This window comes from Flammeovirga yaeyamensis, from assembly GCF_018736045.1.
Taxonomy (GTDB): Bacteria; Bacteroidota; Bacteroidia; order Cytophagales; family Flammeovirgaceae; genus Flammeovirga; species Flammeovirga yaeyamensis.
Genome location: NZ_CP076132.1, coordinates 3619497 through 3639630 on the forward strand (window position 1 = coordinate 3619497; position 20134 = coordinate 3639630).

Annotated in this window: 19 protein-coding genes; 9 read left to right on the plus strand and 10 right to left on the minus strand. The window is 34.4% G+C overall.

The genetic code is table 11. From position 1 onward, the window contains the following. Window positions 1-7: 7 nt before the first annotated feature. Complete coding sequence (locus KMW28_RS14175) at window positions 8-1024, minus strand: ABC transporter ATP-binding protein (protein ID WP_169665131.1); 1017 nt, start codon at window positions 1022-1024, stop codon at window positions 8-10. 215 nt (window positions 1025-1239) lie between these two features. Next, entirely contained in the window at window positions 1240-1788 is a 549-nt protein-coding gene (locus tag KMW28_RS14180; RefSeq protein WP_169665132.1) for a hypothetical protein, read from the minus strand. A 222-nt stretch (window positions 1789-2010) separates the two neighbouring features. On the opposite strand from KMW28_RS14180, the gene KMW28_RS14185 reads away from it, so the two are divergent. Next, window positions 2011-2982: an AraC family transcriptional regulator gene (locus KMW28_RS14185; RefSeq protein WP_169665133.1), complete on the plus strand. Its 972-nt coding sequence runs from the start codon at window positions 2011-2013 to the stop codon at window positions 2980-2982. A gap of 41 nt (window positions 2983-3023) precedes the next feature. Here the strand turns inward: KMW28_RS14185 and KMW28_RS14190 are convergent, their stop codons facing one another. From KMW28_RS14190 to KMW28_RS14210, 5 genes are all read right to left on the minus strand, one after another. After that, window positions 3024-4388, minus strand: a complete 1365-nt coding sequence (locus tag KMW28_RS14190; protein ID WP_169665134.1) for a dipeptidase — start codon at window positions 4386-4388, stop codon at window positions 3024-3026. A 33-nt stretch (window positions 4389-4421) separates the two neighbouring features. Beyond that, the gene (locus tag KMW28_RS14195; protein WP_169665135.1) at window positions 4422-5021 is read right to left on the minus strand and encodes a sterol desaturase family protein; all 600 of its coding nucleotides are present in this window, start codon (window positions 5019-5021) and stop codon (window positions 4422-4424) included. A gap of 126 nt (window positions 5022-5147) precedes the next feature. Beyond that, window positions 5148-6710, minus strand: coding sequence for a bacillithiol biosynthesis cysteine-adding enzyme BshC (gene bshC / locus KMW28_RS14200; protein WP_169665136.1), 1563 nt, complete (start codon window positions 6708-6710; stop codon window positions 5148-5150). Window positions 6711-6799: 89 nt separating this feature from the next. Then, window positions 6800-7387 carry a hypothetical protein gene (locus tag KMW28_RS14205; RefSeq protein ID WP_169665137.1) on the minus strand — a complete coding sequence of 196 codons (588 nt, stop codon included), beginning with the start codon at window positions 7385-7387 and terminating at the stop codon, window positions 6800-6802. Window positions 7388-7394: 7 nt separating this feature from the next. Next, a complete protein-coding gene (locus tag KMW28_RS14210; protein ID WP_169665138.1) occupies window positions 7395-8006 on the minus strand; it encodes a thioredoxin family protein in 612 nt (203 codons plus the stop codon). 158 nt (window positions 8007-8164) lie between these two features. On the opposite strand from KMW28_RS14210, the gene KMW28_RS14215 reads away from it, so the two are divergent. Further along, on the plus strand, window positions 8165-9325 hold the full coding sequence (locus tag KMW28_RS14215) for an MFS transporter (RefSeq protein WP_169665139.1): 1161 nt from the start codon (window positions 8165-8167) through the stop codon (window positions 9323-9325). Between the two features lie 39 nt (window positions 9326-9364). Here the strand turns inward: KMW28_RS14215 and KMW28_RS14220 are convergent, their stop codons facing one another. Then, entirely contained in the window at window positions 9365-10615 is a 1251-nt protein-coding gene (locus KMW28_RS14220; protein ID WP_169665140.1) for a competence/damage-inducible protein A, read from the minus strand. 45 nt (window positions 10616-10660) lie between these two features. Here KMW28_RS14220 and KMW28_RS14225 point away from each other — a divergent pair, with 45 nt between their 5' ends. Together KMW28_RS14225 and KMW28_RS14230 are read left to right on the plus strand one after the other, a co-directional pair. Further along, window positions 10661-11848 carry an anhydro-N-acetylmuramic acid kinase gene (locus KMW28_RS14225; protein ID WP_169665141.1) on the plus strand — a complete coding sequence of 396 codons (1188 nt, stop codon included), beginning with the start codon at window positions 10661-10663 and terminating at the stop codon, window positions 11846-11848. A gap of 40 nt (window positions 11849-11888) precedes the next feature. Continuing rightward, entirely contained in the window at window positions 11889-12449 is a 561-nt protein-coding gene (locus KMW28_RS14230) for a rhomboid family intramembrane serine protease (protein WP_169665142.1), read from the plus strand. 286 nt (window positions 12450-12735) lie between these two features. Here the strand turns inward: KMW28_RS14230 and KMW28_RS14235 are convergent, their stop codons facing one another. Continuing rightward, a complete protein-coding gene (locus KMW28_RS14235; protein ID WP_169665143.1) occupies window positions 12736-14484 on the minus strand; it encodes a SulP family inorganic anion transporter in 1749 nt (582 codons plus the stop codon). A gap of 341 nt (window positions 14485-14825) precedes the next feature. Here KMW28_RS14235 and KMW28_RS14240 point away from each other — a divergent pair, with 341 nt between their 5' ends. Beyond that, on the plus strand, window positions 14826-15569 hold the full coding sequence (locus tag KMW28_RS14240) for a metallophosphoesterase family protein (protein ID WP_169665144.1): 744 nt from the start codon (window positions 14826-14828) through the stop codon (window positions 15567-15569). A gap of 87 nt (window positions 15570-15656) precedes the next feature. Next, window positions 15657-16559 (plus strand): diacylglycerol/lipid kinase family protein, encoded by a 903-nt coding sequence (locus KMW28_RS14245; RefSeq protein ID WP_169665145.1) that lies wholly within the window; start codon window positions 15657-15659, stop codon window positions 16557-16559. 158 nt (window positions 16560-16717) lie between these two features. On the opposite strand, the gene KMW28_RS14250 is transcribed toward KMW28_RS14245, so the two are convergent. Then, on the minus strand, window positions 16718-17851 hold the full coding sequence (locus KMW28_RS14250; RefSeq protein WP_169665146.1) for an MBL fold metallo-hydrolase: 1134 nt from the start codon (window positions 17849-17851) through the stop codon (window positions 16718-16720). A 141-nt stretch (window positions 17852-17992) separates the two neighbouring features. On the opposite strand from KMW28_RS14250, the gene KMW28_RS14255 reads away from it, so the two are divergent. From KMW28_RS14255 to KMW28_RS14265, 3 genes are all read left to right on the plus strand, one after another. Then, window positions 17993-18568, plus strand: a complete 576-nt coding sequence (locus KMW28_RS14255) for an outer membrane beta-barrel protein (RefSeq protein WP_169665147.1) — start codon at window positions 17993-17995, stop codon at window positions 18566-18568. A gap of 149 nt (window positions 18569-18717) precedes the next feature. Continuing rightward, complete coding sequence (locus tag KMW28_RS14260; RefSeq protein ID WP_169665148.1) at window positions 18718-19305, plus strand: hypothetical protein; 588 nt, start codon at window positions 18718-18720, stop codon at window positions 19303-19305. A 75-nt stretch (window positions 19306-19380) separates the two neighbouring features. Continuing rightward, window positions 19381-20043 carry a head GIN domain-containing protein gene (locus KMW28_RS14265; RefSeq protein ID WP_169665149.1) on the plus strand — a complete coding sequence of 221 codons (663 nt, stop codon included), beginning with the start codon at window positions 19381-19383 and terminating at the stop codon, window positions 20041-20043. Window positions 20044-20134 lie beyond the last annotated feature (91 nt).

Here is a 20134-nt window from a genome sequence, read left to right on the forward strand (position 1 = left end):
GTCACTGTTAATCTTGTAATTTCCACCAATCCACATGATTCAACATCTGGATATTACGTTTTTCTCCAATTTTGATAGTAAAAAAGCTATCATGATGGATCCAAATACTAAATCCCTGCTCAAACTCCCACTCTCCATAACTCGCATTACCAAAATAATCGATATGCTTTAGTGTAGCTGTATGTTCAGAATTATCTGCCTCTACTACATCTAACCATTCTGGTCTAGCCATGTATTCTCCTTTTTCTTTTTGAATACCAATTGAAGCCAATTGATCAGAAGTTAAGACATTACAATGAGGGAAGAAGTGTGCAGCATAACCATTTAATGGTTGCTTATAAATTTCTTCAGGAGAAGCGATTTGTAATATTTTTCCATGAGACATTACACCGATTCTATCCGACATAGATAATGCATCGTGTGTATCATGTGTTACGAATACTACAGAAATATTTGCTTCAATAGCAATATTTTTCACCATTCTTCTTAAATCTGAACGCATTGCCATATCAAGGTGTGAGAATGGTTCATCCAATAAAAGTACTGGTGGTTCATCTGCTATTGCTCTAGCGATGGCTACTCTTTGTTTTTGTCCACCAGATAATTCTTTTGGACGAGTATCTCTATAATCCTCTAACTCACAGATTCTTAAAAGTTCTTTTAGACGGTACTCCTGATATTTTTTACTCGACCTTCTAATAGGGTATTTAATATTATCTGCTACAGTTTGATGATTAAATAAGTTATAGTCTTGCTCTACAAGTGCAATTTTATCATGTCCCGCCAATAGACGTTCGTGTGGACCTAATATTCTTTCGCCATAAATGTATGCACTCCCATCGTCGGGACGCATTTGTCCAGATAAAAGTTTTAAGGATGTTGTTTTACCGCAGCCACTTTTTCCAATCAATGCAAAGACTTCTCCTTCTTTAACATCAAATGATAAATGATCTACTGCTAATTTTCCTTCTTCGTATGATTTTACAAAGTTTTCAACCCTTAAAATCGTTTTCCTTTTTGACATATATAATTTTTCGTTTTTCTGATGGCAAAAATAAACGATTTATCTTATTCTACTGAGGATAAACTCATTTTTTTATTTCGTTAAGGTTACTTTCTGATAGAAATAAAAGAAAAGGGCAACAAGAAATTCCTGTTACCCTTATTACACCCATTATTGTTGTTGTTTGTAGTACATTTAACTTTCAAACTCTATTATTTATTAGGTACTGTTAATGGTTAATAGATTAGTTTGTTGGATAAGTCTTCGGTAAAATCACCGGCTTTAGAAACAAAAGTTTCTATCTTTTCGCCGGTTTCTTTTACATTTTTTTTCGAAGACAAATTCATTTCATTCCATTTTTGTTTATTATCTCGAATCAGAATCTCCAAACTTGCTTGTAAATTTTCTAAATCACGAACTGCTCTTTCGGTAATGGGGATTTTATTCTCATCCTTTATCAAATTGCTATCATTAATTTTCTGTACAGCACTATCTTTCAGAGAAGCAATAATCACATTATTGGCATCCTCCGTAAAGTCCAGAATATTTTTATTTAAGTTTGTTAGTTTATCAATAAACTCATTTGAACCTTTTTCTAATTGATTCAATTCTTCCAAAGCATTGATCTCACTTTGAAGGATTTGATCATTAATTTTCAAGGAAAGCTCCGATTGAACTTCTCCCTTAATTTCATCTGCCTTCTCTTTTATCTTATCATATTGTTGTTGATAAATAAGAAGGTCTGTTTGTACTTTTTTTGTTAAGTCTATGAGGTTATTAAGCATCGTATCTATCGTTTTGTTGATGATACAAATATCAGGCACCTCCAAGAATATTATTATTTGATTATGACTTTATCTTCTCTCATTCTGACATTTTAATACTAAATGCTGTTAAAGTGATGCAGGTTATTATTTGTGATATGTTGAAGTATTAACTTTGAATCAACAAAATCATCGCTATCTATCTAATTTCTTTCATCAACTTCTTTAAATGAAAATGACAAAATGAGAGAAATCATTATCAATAAGAGTTCTTATATTAATTTCTTCAATGAATTATCTTCACAATTTGATTGCACGAACTATGGCAATGAGTTAAAAGTGACGATTAATGAAGAAAGTTCGTTGACCATTAGAGGTTATTCCATTAATGACGGATTGGAAATTTCGGAAATTGAAGGTTACATCAATGAGCCTATTAAATTGGTGAGAACGAAAAATGATGACCCCGCTTTTGTTATTGCCTATTTCCTCACTCCTTTTCGATTTACCAACGAATACGATTTTTCAGATTTTCAGATTCAGAGAAAAAAATACTGGTCGAACATCAAAGAAGATGAAGTGTTCTACTTCCCTGCCCATCAAAAAGTCTCCATCTTATCTATTAAGCATTCCTATGCAATGATGGAGAAATATAATCAAACAGGTGTCCCACTAATTAATAATTTATTGAACACGAAATCTCCTTTTATCATTTATGAGAGTATCTCCAAGACCTCTCAACAGATTATTAAAGATGTAAAAGGATGTAATTTTAATAATGACATTGAAAAGCTAAAGCTTGATTACCTCACTTATCAGCTGCTTTATAACTTTGCGAACAAAGTAGAAAATCGTTTTGGCAAAGGTGTGCTCCCTAAACGCTATCCAGAAACTGATGTTGAAAAGGTATTTAGAGTAAAGAATTATATCGAAGAAAACTACACAGAAGTAATCAAAGCTGAAAATTTGGCTGAGGTTGCTCAGTTTAGTTATAGTAAGCTGAGAAAGCTATTTAAAGAGATCGTCGGGATTTCCATATTACAATACGCGAATCATTATAAAATTACCATGGCACATCAGTGGCTGATGGATAGCACTCATAATGTTTCTGATTGTACGTATCATTTAGGGTTTAGTAGTATGACACATTTTGGGAAATTATTTAAAGACAAATATGGGTGCACGCCAAGTGAGTTTATAAAAAAAGCCAAGTAATTATTTGAATCACTTGGCTAATATATTTTCTATATATCAAATTACTTTTTCACAGCAGCGTAATGCTTGTAGAATAATTCGATAGTTTCAATTCCTTTTAAGAAATTATCTACACCAAACTTTTCGTTAGGTGAGTGGATAGCATCAGAGTCTAAACCGAAGCCCATCATGATAGAATCCAAGCCTAATTCTTCTTTGAATAAAGCTACAATTGGAATGGAACCACCACTTCTTACTGGAATAGGTTCTTTACCATCGAATGCCTCAGCATAAGCATTTGATGCTGCTTTAAATTCAATAGAATTCGTAGGAATAACTACTGGAGTACCTCCATGGTGAGCAGTTACTTTTACTTTAATACCATCTGGTACTAAAGATTCTACGTGTTTAGTGAATAACTCAGAAATTTCTTCCCATGATTGGTGAGGTACTAAACGCATAGAGATTTTAGCATAAGCTTTTGATGCAATTACTGTTTTTGCACCTTCGCCTGTATAGCCACCCCACATACCGTTTACGTCAAGAGTTGGACGAATAGATGTTCTTTCATTTGTGGAATATCCTTTTTCACCAAATTCTTTTTCGATATCTAAAGCTTGCTTATACGCTTCTAAGTTAAATGGAGCTTTAGCCATTTTTGCTCTATCCTCATCTGAAATGATTTCTACTTTATCGTAGAATCCAGGAATAGTAATATGACCATCTTTATCTTTCAAAGCAGCGACTACTTCAGCCAATGCATTCAATGGGTTTTGAACTGCACCACCGTACATTCCTGAGTGAAGATCTCTGTTTGGACCTGTTAATTCCAGTTCCATATAGCTTAAACCTCTCAAACCAACCGTAATTGATGGTGTGTCCATGCTAATCATTCCTGTATCAGAAATTAGAATAACATCTGCAGAAAGGCTTTCTTTTCTTTCATTGATAAACTGACCTAGGTTTACTGAACCAATTTCTTCTTCACCTTCGATCATAAATTTGACGTTACACGCCAAAGTGTTGTTTTTCATCATCGATTCAAAGGCTTTCACGTGCATATACATTTGGCCCTTATCGTCTGATGCTCCTCTTGCGTAGATTTTATTATCTTTTAAAGTAGGCTCAAAAGGAGGTGTATCCCATAGATCGATAGGATCTGCAGGTTGAACGTCGTAGTGACCGTACACCAACACTGTTGGTAATTTTGGATCAACGATTTTCTCACCGTAGACTACAGGGTTTCCTGCAGTTTCGCAAATTTCTACTTTATCTGCTCCAGCCTCATTTAATTGATGTGCAATAAAAGCTGCTGCTTTCTTAATATCCGGCTGGTAAGTAGCATCTGTACTTACTGATGGAATTCTAAGTAGATCAAAAAGTTCTGCTAAGAATCTGTCTTTGTTGTCTTTTATATATGGAGTCATATGTCAATTAATTTCTATATTCTAACTGCAAATTTAAGGCATTGTTCTGAAAATTACATCCCATAATGGAGAAGAAACTCCAAATGCCTTATCATCAGACTTATAATGATGAATCCCATGATGAATCCATAAGATTTTAAAGAAATTTTTGGGAGGTCTGTAAGCGTGTATTATGTAATGAATACCTAAATAAGCACTATAACCAACCAAAAAGCCCCCACCAAATCCAAAAGCATAATTACTCATTATCAAATAAAAGAAGCCAAAAAAAGCAGATGATAAAACAATGCTTATAATTGGAGGCATTGCTAACCTAGACTTATCTTTTGGTTGATCGTGGTGAACACCGTGAAATTTATAAGTGATATCTTTCTTTAATTGGGTATTAGGCAACATGTGAAAAACGAAACGATGCATCAAGTATTCTACTAAGGTGAAGAATAATAAACCTAACAAAAACAATCCTACTGTCGGGCCAATTGATAACAGATTGTTCCACCAACCATAAATTGAGAGACCTAACCCAATAATTAAATACATGCTGATGGGAACGAATGCATGTGTATGGGTAAGTTTTTCTAGAAGAGGGTGTTCAAATAGGGCTTTACTTTTTTTATTTTGAGCTATAGACATATTGGGGTAGTTAATTTGGGTTGGGTTATTATTTACCCTATAAAAATACAAACGGACAGGAATTTTTAAAATATTCCTGTCCGTTTTTTATTTAATTATTACAGATTTCTTTATCTAATTTCAAAATTAGCATTCATCGCATAACACATTGAGGTTAAACGACAAAGGATTTAGGCATTTCACTGAATCTCCAATGACCTCTTGATGAATACTCCAAAATTCCATAATGTTTTTCACCCTTTCTTGAGGTGCATTATTGGGAAGAATAAAAGATCTCACTTTCAAAATACGATCGCTTTCGTCTTTTAATTTTCTTCTACCTTCTTTTTTCAGTTTATCTTGAGTGTGCTGTACTCTTTTTAAAACTCTTTTTTGTTCAGCAATAATATGCTTTTCTAGATTAGGGGTAATCTCTACTCCCTTCTTTAGAATATCATTATATAAACTGTTTATTTGCGCCAACTGATCTGAAATATCAGTATCTACCTCTTGATGTTCTTCCAGAATTTTATCTTCAATGGCTCTTTCATTTTTAAGCACATCTTCTAAAGACCAACCTGTCTTTTGCCATTTAACGGTGCAACAATCGTCCATTACTAGGCAAAAACCTCTAGGAAGTACCATAGGAAAATCCACATTGTAAGTATCAAAGGCACCTTTAAGCTGTAACCAATAAATCACCTCTGCAGGTCCTCCAAGGTAGGCAAGGTTAGGTAACAATACTTCTTGTAAAACAGGTCTTAAAACAACATTTGGACTAAACTTCTCCGGTGATGCATCAATGAGTTGTTGCATTTCTGAAGCCGACCATTTGTAATCTGCATCCACTGTTCTGAACTCATCGCCTACTTTTTCTAAGCGAAGACGTTCCGTATCTTCCATATAAAATAGATTGATATCCCTAGCATGTATTTGAGGCTTATAACCATTATCAATAATCAATTGATTGGCTTTTTCAACTTCAACTACTGCTTTCTGATCAAAGATTTCTTGCTGGATGATCTCTTTGAATTCCGTTTTTAAACGTACATCGTCTGCATCGATACTGATCAAACCGTATTCTTTAAAAAGGGAATTCACATAATAACGTGTAGCGTCTGCTAGGTTACCAAAATTAGTATAAGCCTCTTTAAAGACTTCTGGCATATCTTTAATACGATCAATAATCTGATCCATTCCTTCTAAAGATAAACGACCCACTGGACCTCCTATTTGAGGATGTTCCCAAGTGTACTTTTTATCTCCAAGGTTAAATGAGGCAATTTCTTCAAAGTCATGATCTTCTGTAGCCATCCAATATACGGGGACAAAATGAAGATCAGGATACTTTTGGGCCAGTTGTCTACATAAGTTTACTGTAGCAGCAATCTTATATATAAAGAAAAGTGGTCCAGTGAATATGTTTAATTGATGACCTGTGACAATAGTATAGGTGTTTTTATCTCCTAACTTTAAAATTTGAGCTGCAGGTGCATCTTCAATATTTCTATATTGATCGCTAAGCACATCTACCAATAAATCCCTTTTATATTGGGGGAAGGATTGTCGACTTTCAATTATTTGATCGAATGCGTCTATAGATGGAGTATGTTTGTATAGTGTCTTCAGTTGGTCTTTACCCGATAAATAGTCCAAAAACATTTTACCGTATAGACCCGCTTTTTCAAATGGGATAGTATATTGATTCATACTTGTTAATCGTACTTTAGAATCACGAAGTTAATCAATGAATTGAAAAATAAAAGGAGAAATTGCAATATTTGTTTAAACAATAGAAATCAATTCCACTTCTCAAAAATATAATAAGGTGGATTTGCTTCTAATTGAATCATGCCGTCTTCTAAAACGACCAATTCGCCCTCTTGCTCTGATGTATTTTGAAGTGAAATGGCAGAGGTTTTAAGATGTTGATCTTTCCTCATCCACTTCTCAAAGGTATTCTTTTTGGAAATCAGACCTTTAAAATCTTTATCAAATAGCACAATGGTTTCTAAGTCTGTTTGATGAAGAATAAGGTCTAAGGTGTGATCATCAAATTGATGTCCAATAATATTTACCGCATTATGCCCTTTTTCAATCAGCCAATCTAATGCTTCTTTAATATCGTCGTTACTTTGTTTTATTTTTAGCTGATAAGGATGTTGATAAAGCATCAAATCTTCAATTTCTTCTTGCTGATTTTCATTTATCAACACCCAATCGACTTTAATATCTAAAGTAATTAATTGTTCTGCTGTTTGATAATTGGCAATAACAATTGGACTCCACCCCAGTAAGGAATGGATAATAGAATGATTGTTCTGATCGAGATGTAAAATTAGCAATGCTGGCTCTTGATCGTCGCGAACAATATGATGTGATGACAAGTTTTTATTATTTTATATTTTCGATAATTCCTTGAAGGTCTTTCATGACCGCCTTGCCTTTATTCTTATTGTACCATTGTTGTACTTTGATACTGAATTGTTGCTTATTATCGTTTACTTCCTTTTTAATTTCTGGAATTAAATCCGTCAATTCTTTAGGTCTTGGTCCCCAAACACCTAAAACTTCGTAGGTTTTCTGACAAACCACAACCAATTTTGGGATTGATCTAGAGCCGTTGGTTAAGAATTGCTCCATCAGATCTACATTATTGTCTCTAAGCACAAATCGTAAATCAATTTTTTCGGAAACCTGTGCAGTTTCTGCAATGATTGGAATACTCTGAGCAGCATCACCACACCAACCTTCTGTGATAACTAACCAATAAACACTTCGGTTTAATCCTCTAGCCGCCTCTCTAAGATCATCTCTCAGTCGATTGGTTTTATCAATTCGTTGCATACGAGATACATTTAATCTCGTGTAATCTACTAACTGAGAATCATCATAGTTAATAATGGTAGGATCGGCAGCTAATAAAGCATCAAGTGCTTCTCTGTAAGCTTCATAGGTGAAAGCATGTTCAATATACTCTTTTGCTACAGTTTGGATTTCAGACATAAATATTGAATTAATAATTAAGGAAAGTGTTGTATTTAATATTCATTTCAAATAATGGATGTAACAATCTACTAAATTGATAAAGTGTTTACAACTGTAAGTTAGAAAAATTTTATCCTCTTTTTTTCTTTTCTTTGCAGTTCATCTAATTTGAAACAATGGACAAACAAGCAATCAAAGCACTTCGACAAAACCCTATGTATGTTTTCCTACTTGTACTCTCTATAGCTACTGCTTTAGGTTTTCAAGGTTGGAGAACACTTTTTAATAATTTTGCAGTTGATCAAATTGGTCTAAACGGCTTTGACATCGGAGCAATTCAATCTTTTAGAGAAGTCCCTGGCTTTTTGGTTGTTACTGCCCTCTTCTTCTTAATGTTTATTCGAGAAGATAAGTTCGCTTCTATATCAATTATTGTGATGGGTATTGGAATTGGCATTACAGGTTTATTCCCTTCATTTTGGGGATTAATGTACACCACACTCATCATGTCAATCGGTTTTCATTACTTCGAAACTTCAAATCAATCACTTACTTTACAAAGCTTTAGCAAACTAGAAAGTCCACATGTAATGGCTCGATTACGATCGATTATGGCTTTCACAAATATCGCTATTGGTGGTGCTATTTATGGACTTACTTTTATTACAGACTTTAAAAATATCTACTTACTTATAGGTATCGTTGTTGTTATTGGTGGAGGATGGGCGCTTTTCCAAAACCCAATCCATAAAGACGCGGTACCTCAACATAAGAAAATGATATTTAAAACCAAGTACTGGCTTTTCTATGTACTTAACCTTTTGAGTGGTGCAAGAAGACAAGTATTTGTGGTATTTGCTGTGCTTCTATTGGTAGAAAAATATGATTTCACAATTCAAGAAATCACTATCTTATTTGTCTTGAATAATATTGTTTCCATGTACTTCAACCCTATTATTGCTAGGTTGTTAAACAAATATGGGGAGAGAAAGATGTTAAGCTTCGAGTATATCAGTCTTATATTGGTCTTTTTATGTTATGCTACCGTGGAGAACCGTTGGGTGGTTGCTGGTTTGTATGTCATCGATCATATTTTCTTTAGCTTCTCTATTGGTATTAAAACGTATTTCCAAAAAACAGCGGATCCAAAAGATATTGCTCCTTCAATGGCGGTTGGGTTTACAATTAATCATGTTGTTGCCGTTTTTCTACCTCTTCTTGGAGGATGGATATGGTTACAAGATTGGACATTGCCTTTTTACGGTGGTGCCTTCCTTTGTGTTTTATCTCTAGCATTTACACAGTTTATGAAAGTGAAGCCTGCAACATCAGCATAAAAAAATGCCCAATGTTACTCCTAACATTGGGCATTTTTGTTATTGATTTATTTCATCGTACAACCACTGCAAGATATTGTTTGATGTGGCCGTTATATTCACTTCTCTTTGTTTGGTTAACTGAAGCAACTTTGCTTTCGTCTCTGTAGGAGTGGAAATACCAATCCATACTGTCCCAACAGGTTTATCAGGTGTTCCTCCACCTGGACCTGCAATACCTGTAGTAGAAATACCAAAGTCAGCACCATACTTAGCTTTTACATTTTGCGCCATCTCAATAGCTGTTTGCTCAGAAACCGCTCCGTGATTACTTAACGTTTCTTCATTTACACCTAATTGGGACATTTTTATTTCGTTGCTGTAGGATACTATCCCTCCATTATAAAATGTCGAACAGCCGGCCATTTTTGTAATTCTGTGTGCCACAAAACCACCTGTACACGATTCGGCTGTTGCTAAACTGAGACCTTTCTCAATCATTTTCTCCATGATCATGTATTCAATTTCAACATCCTCTTCTGCATATAGTTTTTCACCCAATAATGGCTTTAACTTTTCTACTTCTTCAGCTATGGCCGAGTGTAACAAAGCCTTATCATCACCTATAGCTGTTAAACGCAACCTTACCTGACCAAATCTTGGTAAATAAGCGAGTTTAATGAATTCAGGCAAGTTATTTTCCCATTCCTCTATAGTTTGTGCTAAAAAGGATTCTGGAATACCCATTGTTCTTAGCATTTTATGTACAATATGTGGAGTATCAAATTTCTTTTGCAATTGAGGCAACACATGAGTACTCATCAAAAACTTCATTTCTCTCGGAACGCCAGGCATAGATACAAAAACAGTATCATCTTCTTCAAACCACATTCCAGGAGCAGTACCTACGTCATTCATCAAGACTTTACCATTTGCTGGCACTTCTGCTTGCAACCTGTTCAAGTCTGTCATTTTTCGGTTTCTGTTTTTGAAAAGCTCTTCCAAATTAGCCAAGACTTCATCTCTGAAAGTCATCCCTACTCCAAAATATTCAGCTATTGTCTTTTTAGTAATATCATCTTTTGTAGGACCTAATCCACCAGTGATCAAAACCACATCTGCTCTATCACTTGCTTCTTTTAGAATACCTAAAATTTCTTCTTTTGTATCACCTATTGAGGTTTTACGAATCACCTTTAACCCTATCTTATTAAGCTCTGTTCCCATCCATTGGGAATTGGTGTCTGTTATCTGACCATAAAGAATTTCGTCGCCAATTGTAACTATTTCGACTGATGTAGGTTTATTCATTGATATTTTTTTTCAAATTAAATTTAGAGTTACGAAATTAACAGCATGAGCAAAAAGAATAAATTCCGTTTAATTGGCATAATGTCTGGAACTAGCCTTGATGGCGTGGATCTTTGCTATGCCGAATTTTGGAAAGATAGTAAAAGACAATGGCAATATTATATGCCATATGTGGAAAGCTATCCCTATTCTGAAGATTGGAGAATACGACTCAATACAGCAGAACACCTTTCTGCTTTTGAATATATAAAATTAGATCGTGAACTTGGTAAGAAACTAGGAGAATTAGCAAAATGTTTTATCGACAAGCATAATTTGAAAGTGGATTATGTAAGTAGTCATGGTCATACGATCTTTCATCAAACCGATTTAGGCGTAACATCACAGATTGGTTCAGGTCCTGAGATAGCTGTAGCTTCGGGACATAATGTGATTAATGATTTCAGAATTGGCGATGTAGCATTAGGTGGACAAGGGGCTCCTTTGGTTCCCATTGGCGATCGTCTATTGTTTAGCGAATATCATTACAGACTAAATTTGGGAGGCATTGGTAACATTTCATACGAAGTGGATAATGAAACCATCGCCTTTGATACGAGCCCTGCCAACATGCCCCTAAATATTTATATGAGAACGCTTGGTAAAGAATATGATGATCAGGGAGCAATGGCAAGAAGAGGTTTTGTTCGCAAAGAAATATTTGATGCACTAAATAATTTACCTTTTTATCAAACCTTCGAGAAAAAATCATTAGGTAAGGAATGGGTGGAAGCCCAATATTTACCATTACTTGATAAAATTGAGAAAATTGAAGATCGATTAGCAACAAGTATTGAACATACCGCTTATCAAATCAAACGCATTATTGATCAGGCCGAACAACATTCTAAGATCAGATTTTCAAAATCAAAATTACTTATCACTGGAGGTGGTGCATTTAACGATTATATGATCGAAAGAATTCGCACCTATTGCTCTAATGTTGAAGTAGTCTTACCCAATGAGAAAATTATCAATCATAAGGAAGCACTACTCTTCGCCTTTTTAGGTAACTTGAGAATACACAAAGAAGTGAATTGTTTGAAAAGCGTCACTGGAGCTAAAATTGATAACATTGGTGGAGTTGTTCACTATATCTATCCTGATGCTAAAGAAGAATCTACTTCAGAAGATCAATTTGATGAAAATGAAGAAAGACCAAACTTCAATAAAATAATTGGTTGCGGAGGTTAAACTCTGATGAAATAAGAATTAAAGAATCAATTAAGAATATATGCGCATTCAATATAACGCCCCAGTCACTCTATCTTTTACCTTTATTTGTGCTGCATTTATGGTACTTAAAAGTATAGGGTTTGATCTCACATTTATGTTTAATGTTGCCCCTTTCGGCCAAATGGGATTAACGAATCCTCTTTCTTACTTCCGTTTATTCAGTCATGTTATTGGTCATGGCGGCTGGGATCATTACTTAGGTAACTTCACTTACATCCTTTTACTAGGCCCAATTTTAGAAGAAAAATACGGCAGTAAACAACTTCTTATCATGATGTTGATGACCGCTCTAATAACAGGTTTAATCAACGCCATTTTCTTAAGTAGTGCACTATTGGGAGCAAGTGGAATAGTATTTATGCTCATTTTACTTAGCTCAGTAGTCAATGTCCAAAAAGGGTCTCTTCCTCTAACATTCATATTAGTCGTTGTGGTCTTCCTAGGTCAAGAAGTAGTAAATTCATTTAGTCAAGATAATATCTCTCAAATGGCACATCTTATGGGAGGCGTTTGTGGAGCTATCTTTGGGTTTGGAAGCGACAAATTAGGTAGCAGGTAGCAGGTAGCAGGTAGCAAAATTGACGCTCGTTTTTAAGTAAGAGGTAAAAGGTAACAGGTAAAACTGGCGCAAATGTTTAGCGATAGCGACATTTGTGCCCATAAACGTTAGAGGTCTCCCGACCTCGTTTTTACTAAGGAACTAAGTTAGAATTTAGGAACGAGGAGTTAGGAGTTAGGTGTCAAGTATTTTGTTTCAAAATCGCTTTTCACTCTTCACTTTTCACTAGAAATTTCTAATTTCCCCACGAGCGTTAGAACCAGTAATCACGTTTTTCATTTTTAATTTAAATATCGCTCTTCACTATTCCCTCTTCACTCTTCACTAAATCAGCTTGATTCGCAATACTCACCTTTCTCTCAGAAAACTCTTTGTTGTTCTGAATGTAATCCACCACATCGTTGAGGTATAGGAACAATTGTTCTCCTCCAAGTTTTGAGACTATATCTACCTTATAAAGCAAATCTCTTACTGGGCCGACAACTGAGCAAAAGTAAATATGAATGCCTTTTTTATTGAGGTCTTCGATGAAATATTTTAATTCGTTTAGGGCGGTAATATCAATTGAGTTGATACTTTCTGATTTGATCACTAATGATTTGATGTTTGATCTTTCATCAAGTGCTTGTTGCATTTCATCGATCACAAATCGGATATTACTGAAGTATAAAGGTGCATCAATTCTTATAATTACTATTTGATCTTGCTCCTTGGCATCTTCAAAACGTAAGATATTTCTATACACTCTTGTATCCCCTATTTTACCTAAAATTGCTACATGAGGTTTTAATGTTTGATATAGGAAGACAAACATTGAAACAGTTACTCCGGAAATTAAACCTATGATTACACCAAATTCTAAAGTCATTAGAAAGGTGAATATCCCAACAAAGAATTCTCTTTTTCTTAGAGAATATAGTTCTTTAAAATAGGTGAAACTAAATAATGATGGTGTTGCAGCAATAATAATAGCCGCTAAGATCGCTTTCGGTAAATAATAAAAAACTGGAGTAAAAAATAAGAGTACTACGGCGATCATCAAACAAGAAACCAAATTGGACATTCTTGTTTTAGCTCCCGCTTCTTTATTTATAGCTGATCTCGAAAAGCTACTGCTTGCCTGATATCCACCAAAAAACACTCCTAGTGTATTGGCTAAACCTAAAGCAGTAAATTCTCTATTTATATTCAATGATTTGTTGTCTTCTTCTACACTTTTGATAATACTATTGGATACTGTAAATCCAATAATTGCCACTACCAAAGATATGGGCATTACTTGTATAAGATTTACTGATGTAAAATCCGGAACACTAAAATGAGGTAAACCTTTTGGGATATCTCCTATTACTTTAATACCCATTTCTTCAAAACCAAAATGAATACTTAATAATATTCCAATGGATACCATTAAAGGTGTTGTGAGCTTATTTAACTTAAATTTCTTTGATAATACAATGATGCCTAAAGTTCCAAAACCCAAAAATAAAGTAGGCCAATGTACTTCATGAAGTTGGTTTACATATTGAATGACTTCCTGATGAAAAAAAGACTTTTCCTCAATTTTTAATCCTATTAACCCTCCAAACTGACTAAAAGCGATTAAAATAGCGGCAGCCGAAGTAAATCCTTTTAAAAGAGGTTGTGAAAAGAAATTGGCAATGAAACCGAATTTAAATATCCCTGCCAAGATCTGTAGAAGTCCAGCAAAAAATACTATTACTAAAACATGAGTTACGTACTGTTCTGTAGTAAGTGCAAGTCCTAAAGAAGCCACACCTGAAGCCAATAACATTGAATCTAAAGCAGCAGGACCAATGACTAACTTGTTTGTTGTTCCGAATAAAAAGTACGCAATTGGAGCCATCAAAGCGGCATATAAACCATATTCGACCGGCAAGCCAGCAATTACAGCATACGCCATCCCTTGAGGTATAAGTAATACACCTGTAGCAAAACCTGCAGAAATATCACCTGACCAATTTTTCTTTCGGTAATTCTTTAATAAACCAAATGCTGTAATAGGATTCCCCATAGATTTAAAATTGTATTATTCCAACAACAACAAGTTATCAACAAATTTTTGAGTTATCAACATTGTTATTCAATTTTATTTACAAGTGTAGATATAACAAGTAAATATTTTTACTTTTTTAGGACATTTTGTTAATATATCACCAAAGTTATCAACAATATGACTATCAAGTCTCTAACACATTGTGCATAACTTCCAATATACGAACACAAAAATATATAACTATTTCAACAAATACACTTTAATTTACTGATAGTAAAGCATGTAAGATGAAAATAGATAGAGTATTTTAAAAATTTAGCACAAAATTATAACTTTGAGCAAAATTAAATAATATGACCTTGAAAAAAGTCAAACTTAAAACCGAGAAATATGTACGTCGTTTTGCGATTGGGGATGTACATGGTTGTTTTGCTACTTTAAAACACCTCTTAGAAGAAGAGATTCAAATTACCACCAACGATTTTGTTGTTCTGCTTGGCGATTATGTTCACAAAGGACCAAAAAGTTATGAGGTAATCGATTACATCATTAATCTTCAGAAAGATGGTTATCCTATATATACTATTAGAGGAAATCACGAACAAAATCTTATGGATAAGCAGAAGAATTATCAGCCAAGATTTTTAAGATTCTTCTCCCAAATGTTCAGCACTAGCCTAAAAAAGAAAATCTTGAATGAAGATGGCTATATCTATTGGTCGTTTAAAGGATTTCTAAAAAGCTTACCTTATCAAATCACTATTGAAGATTTTCATTTCACTCATGCAGGATTTGATTTTGATCTACCAAAACCAAAAAAGGATTTTACATCAATGCTAACGGTTCGAAAACCTTTACCAGAAAATGAAGTAATCAAAAAGGTATTGAAGAAAAAGCGTTTGGTTCACGGTCATACTCCAACGTTTATCACTGAAATCGAAAAAAATATAGCTGAAAGTGGTTTAGTCATCAATTTAGATTCTGGTTGTGCATTTGGCAAACCACCTAATATTGAACAAAGAATTGAATTAGGTTTCTTGACGTGTCTCAACTTAGATACTATGGAGGTGATCAAAGTAAAAAATAGGGATCAAGAATTCTAGTTCAAATACACTTATTGTTCTTCAAACATGATAGATTTTTTATATCTTTAGCACCGAAAAATTACAAGAACGTTAAACTTTTACTCCATGAAAATTCTATTCGTTGTTAACCCTATTTCTGGTGATATCGACAAAGAACCTTTCCTTTCTGAAGCAAAGACCTATCTAGAAACCTATGGGATCGGATATCATGTTTTTTATACAACGGGAGTAAATGATTTAGAAAACCTCAAAGAAAGTATAAAACAGTATCAACCTGACAGAGTAGCTTCTGTTGGTGGAGATGGTACTACCCTATTTACATCTACTGCTTTGATGGGAACTGACATTCCTATGGGAATCATCCCCCTTGGTTCTGCTAATGGAATGGCTGTAGAACTTTTTGTGGATTCTGATCCTATGGAAGCTTTGAAAGAAATCTTGCTTTCAAACATTACTGCTGGCCTAGATTTAATTCAGGTAAACGATGAACATTATTGCCTACATATTGGTGATATTGGCGTTAACGCTCAAATAGTTAAAGGCTATTCCTCTGATAGTAAAAGAGGCATGACTACCTACATCAAATACTTTCTCGAACAATTGCGTGTAACTAACATCATTGATTATACCATTGAGATTGATGGTGATGAATACAACGAAAGCGGTATAATGCTAGCTATTTGTAATGCCCGTAAATTCGGAACAGGTGTACCGCTAAATAGTATTTCCAATCCGTTTGATGGCAAATTTGAGTTAGTGGCAATCCCCGAAATGGATTTTGAAGATCTTATACTTGTCGGTTTATCCAAATTCGACGAAAGCTTCTTAGAAGAAGCAGATGGCAATGTTTACAGTACAAACAAAGCAATTATACGATTCGAGAAACCTCAACTTCTCCAATTAGACGGAGAGATTATTGGGGATGTTACCGAAATTAAAGTGGAGATTATTGAGAGTGCTGTGAGGTATATTACGACGAGGAAGAATACTTTGGTAGGTAGCAGGTAGCAAAATTAACGCTCGTTTAAGTAAAAGGTAAGAGGGAAAAAGTAAAACTGGCGTAGATGTTAAGCGATAGCGTCATCTGTGTCTATATACTTTAGAGGTCTCCTGACCTCGTTTTTCAAGAGGGGAAACTAACAGACCTTTATAGACACAGAAGATTTTTAATACTTCTCCCACCATCGACTCATAGGGTACGACTTCTCTCCTACTATTATTGGTTCTCCTATTTCTGGAGTGGTGATAGGCATATTCAGCTCTTTTGCTTTTTTGGTGACTCTTACTGCAGGATCTGTCCATGAATGTAAGGCTAGAGTAAATGCTCCCCAATGTATTGGCACCATTAATTTAGCCTTCACATCTACTGCAGCTTGTGCGGTTTGCTCTGGCATCATGTGAATTTGAGCCCATTTTGAATTGTACTGACCACATTCCATCATGGCTAAATCAAATGGTCCGTATTTGTCTCCGATTTCTTTGAAGTGTTCTGCATACCCACCATCACCGCTAAAGTAAATATTGTGACGAATTCCTTTTACGATCCAAGATCCCCACATTGTCGCATTTCTATCGGTTAATCCTCTACCTGAAAAATGTCTCGATGGTGTAAAAACTAAATCCAATTGTTTGTATTTGATCTCATCCCACCAATTCATTTCGTGAATTCTATCTTCTTCTATTCCCCACGCTCTAAAATGAGCTCCAACGCCTAGTGGCAAGAAAAAATCATCAACCTTATCTTTTAATTTCATCACACTTCCATAATCCAAATGATCATAATGATCGTGTGAAATCAGGACAGCATCTATATGGGGCATATCTTCTATGGATATGGGTAATTCTTTATAATATCTTGATTCTCCTAACCATGGATGAGGTGCTGGAACGTCTCCTAACATTGGGTCTAAAAGAATTTTTTTATCATCAATTTCTAGAAGAAAAGCGGAATGCCCAAACCAAACTACTCTTGTAAGAGAATCGTTATTTACAATCTCCTCTTTGCCAATTTTTAAAATATCAAGTTCTCTAGATGGACGTTGATTTTGAACGCCATTAACGTACTCTTTTAACGTTGCCCATAAACTATCGGCATTCATATCAAGAGAGGTTGGCATTAAATTATAGAAACCTTCATCGTTATAGTGTCCTGATTCTTTGTATCTATTTATATCGTTATCGGTATGTGAACCACCAAACTCTGGACTAAAGTTGATAAATAATGTACCTATAATGACAACGGATAACACCAAAAACAAGATCCCAAATGCTAGGAATCGGAATATTTTTCTTAAAGACATAAATAGAAGTATAAATTTGAATTATTGAAGATAATGCTTTCCATCAAAAAATCATTTATTAAATTATTTTTTGTCAGTCTTAGATAATAAGTTGTCATTAAAATACGAATCAAATTAATTACCTATCATCTAATTTATATTATGAAAAAACTATCCTTATTAATTGCATTTGTTTTTGGTATTATCATCATTAACTCAACAGCATCACAAGCACAAGATTTTTATGTAGGTGGTAACCTTGGTAACTCTTTCATTAATCATAAAGTTACAGACATCAGCGGAAATGATTTTTCATTTGATAAAAATGCATTTGCCTGGAAATTATATGGTGGTATTGGCAGCCGTCATTTAGGTGTAGAAGGTGGTTACCGTTCGTTAGGTAAGGTAACAGATTATGCTGCTAACCATTCTCTAGAATCAACAATTTCAGGATGGGATGTAGCTGCAAAAGGAACTTTACGTGCAGGTCCAATTTTCGCTTTTGGTAAAGCAGGAGCCTTTTTTGCACGATACGAGAACGAAGCAATTCCATCAACAGGAGGTGTTCCAGTTTCAGAAATTGAAAACAATACCAAGTTCTTATGGGGCGTAGGCGCAGGTGTTGAACTTGGAAAATTAGAACTCCGTTTAGAATGGGAAAACATGGATATGAGTAGTGATAACAATCTTTCTATGTTGACAGTAGGTGCTGCTTTCCATTTCGGAGATCAAGACTAGAAATAATATTAATCAATAACTATCTAGCCAAGACTAGGTACTTATCGAGCGAATACTTTTAAGCGATTGGTGTACTATCAATCGCTTTTTTCATACCTTATAATTTAATATTCATTGACTTAATATGAATAAATTGTTACATTATAAATATGAAACTCAAATACTATTTCTCAATTATCATCTTCCTTCTTTTCGCCCATAAATCATTTTCCCAATATTATTTCGGTGGAAATATCGGTTTTGGTTATTCAAATCATAGTTTGGCTGAAGTCGGGAATGTCTATTTTGAATCACAAGGACAAACTACCTTTTGGAAAATCTTTACGGGTTACCAATTAGATTTTTTTGGAATGGAGGTTTCTTACCGTGACAATGGCACATTAAAAGTCGAAAATCCCACTTATTATTTTAACTACTACAACCGGGGGATAGACGTCATGGGTTTTGGTAGGTTTCAATGGAAAAGATTCAACTTGAAAGGGAAAGCCGGTGCTTTTTACAGCAATACAACCACTAATTTTGTTGTCAAAAAAACGTTACCAAGTCAAAATAATAGTGTTCAACTTACCAAGTATAGCAATGATGCTAACGAAACTCATTTTATTTATGGGGTAAGTTTAGGTATTCATCTTATAAGGTCAATACAATTTCAGATTGAATATGAAAATATCTACCTTGAGGAGGAACAACTAAGTAGCCTTAGTTTTGGGTTGACCTATCTATTATCAAAAAAATAATTGAGCAGATGCAACCTATTAAATTTCTTATTGTCATTAAACCATACTATTATAAATTATAACATTAAACTCCATATGAAAACTCTAATAAACATTTTCATCTTATTCACATTAACTTCAACAGCTTTATTTGCTCAAAAAAATCAAACAAAAGATTATAAAGTGGATTCATTTGAAAAAATTGAATTAAGCGGTGGTTATCACGTTGTTTTAATTCAAGGCAACCAACATGGAGTCTTTGTTAATGGCAAACAAAAAGAAATTGATGAGTTAAAAGTCTACGTAAAAAACAATACTCTTTATGTTGATAATCACAAAGGAAAAGATGGACATAACGAGACAGATAAGACAAGCATGGTTGTACAAATTACTTTTGAAAATCTTGAGGAAATGGAATGTGCAATTGCAGGTAATATTGAAAGTGAAGGACTATTGAAATTCAACTCTTTTGAATTAGAATATACTGGCGTTGGAAAATTAAAATTAAACATGGAAGCCAAAGACCTTGATGTTGAAGTGACAGGTGTTGGTTCTGTTGAGTTTGAAGGAAAAGCACAGACTGCCAAATTTGAAGGTACAGGAGTTGGTTCATTTGATGCACGTAAATTACTTGTTCGTGATCTTGAAGGAACTTGGACAGGCATCGGTAACATGAAGGTGAATGCTTACAATACTTGTAAAATTAGCTCTGCTGGTATTGGAAGTGTAAAGAACTATAATGACATGAAGGATAATTAATTATTCTTTGATGTTGCTTTTAATTCTATTTTTTTTTCTCTAAGTTTCTCTTTCAAAACAACTATCAAGAAAAACACCTTGCAATAAACAC

Excerpts from the sequence above, each read along its gene's own strand:
- KMW28_RS14175 (WP_169665131.1), bottom strand. The coding sequence starts at position 1,024 with ATGTCAAAAAGGAAAACGATTTTAAGGGTTGAAAACTTTGTAAAATCA.
- KMW28_RS14180 (WP_169665132.1), bottom strand. The coding sequence starts at position 1,788 with ATGCTTAATAACCTCATAGACTTAACAAAAAAAGTACAAACAGACCTT.
- KMW28_RS14185 (WP_169665133.1), top strand. The coding sequence starts at position 2,011 with ATGAGAGAAATCATTATCAATAAGAGTTCTTATATTAATTTCTTCAAT.
- KMW28_RS14190 (WP_169665134.1), bottom strand. The coding sequence starts at position 4,388 with ATGACTCCATATATAAAAGACAACAAAGACAGATTCTTAGCAGAACTT.
- KMW28_RS14195 (WP_169665135.1), bottom strand. The coding sequence starts at position 5,021 with ATGTCTATAGCTCAAAATAAAAAAAGTAAAGCCCTATTTGAACACCCT.
- bshC (WP_169665136.1), bottom strand. The coding sequence starts at position 6,710 with ATGAATCAATATACTATCCCATTTGAAAAAGCGGGTCTATACGGTAAA.
- KMW28_RS14210 (WP_169665138.1), bottom strand. The coding sequence starts at position 8,006 with ATGTCTGAAATCCAAACTGTAGCAAAAGAGTATATTGAACATGCTTTC.
- KMW28_RS14215 (WP_169665139.1), top strand. The coding sequence starts at position 8,165 with ATGGACAAACAAGCAATCAAAGCACTTCGACAAAACCCTATGTATGTT.
- KMW28_RS14220 (WP_169665140.1), bottom strand. The coding sequence starts at position 10,615 with ATGAATAAACCTACATCAGTCGAAATAGTTACAATTGGCGACGAAATT.
- KMW28_RS14225 (WP_169665141.1), top strand. The coding sequence starts at position 10,661 with ATGAGCAAAAAGAATAAATTCCGTTTAATTGGCATAATGTCTGGAACT.
- KMW28_RS14230 (WP_169665142.1), top strand. The coding sequence starts at position 11,889 with ATGCGCATTCAATATAACGCCCCAGTCACTCTATCTTTTACCTTTATT.
- KMW28_RS14235 (WP_169665143.1), bottom strand. The coding sequence starts at position 14,484 with ATGGGGAATCCTATTACAGCATTTGGTTTATTAAAGAATTACCGAAAG.
- KMW28_RS14245 (WP_169665145.1), top strand. The coding sequence starts at position 15,657 with ATGAAAATTCTATTCGTTGTTAACCCTATTTCTGGTGATATCGACAAA.
- KMW28_RS14250 (WP_169665146.1), bottom strand. The coding sequence starts at position 17,851 with ATGTCTTTAAGAAAAATATTCCGATTCCTAGCATTTGGGATCTTGTTT.
- KMW28_RS14255 (WP_169665147.1), top strand. The coding sequence starts at position 17,993 with ATGAAAAAACTATCCTTATTAATTGCATTTGTTTTTGGTATTATCATC.
- KMW28_RS14260 (WP_169665148.1), top strand. The coding sequence starts at position 18,718 with ATGAAACTCAAATACTATTTCTCAATTATCATCTTCCTTCTTTTCGCC.
- KMW28_RS14265 (WP_169665149.1), top strand. The coding sequence starts at position 19,381 with ATGAAAACTCTAATAAACATTTTCATCTTATTCACATTAACTTCAACA.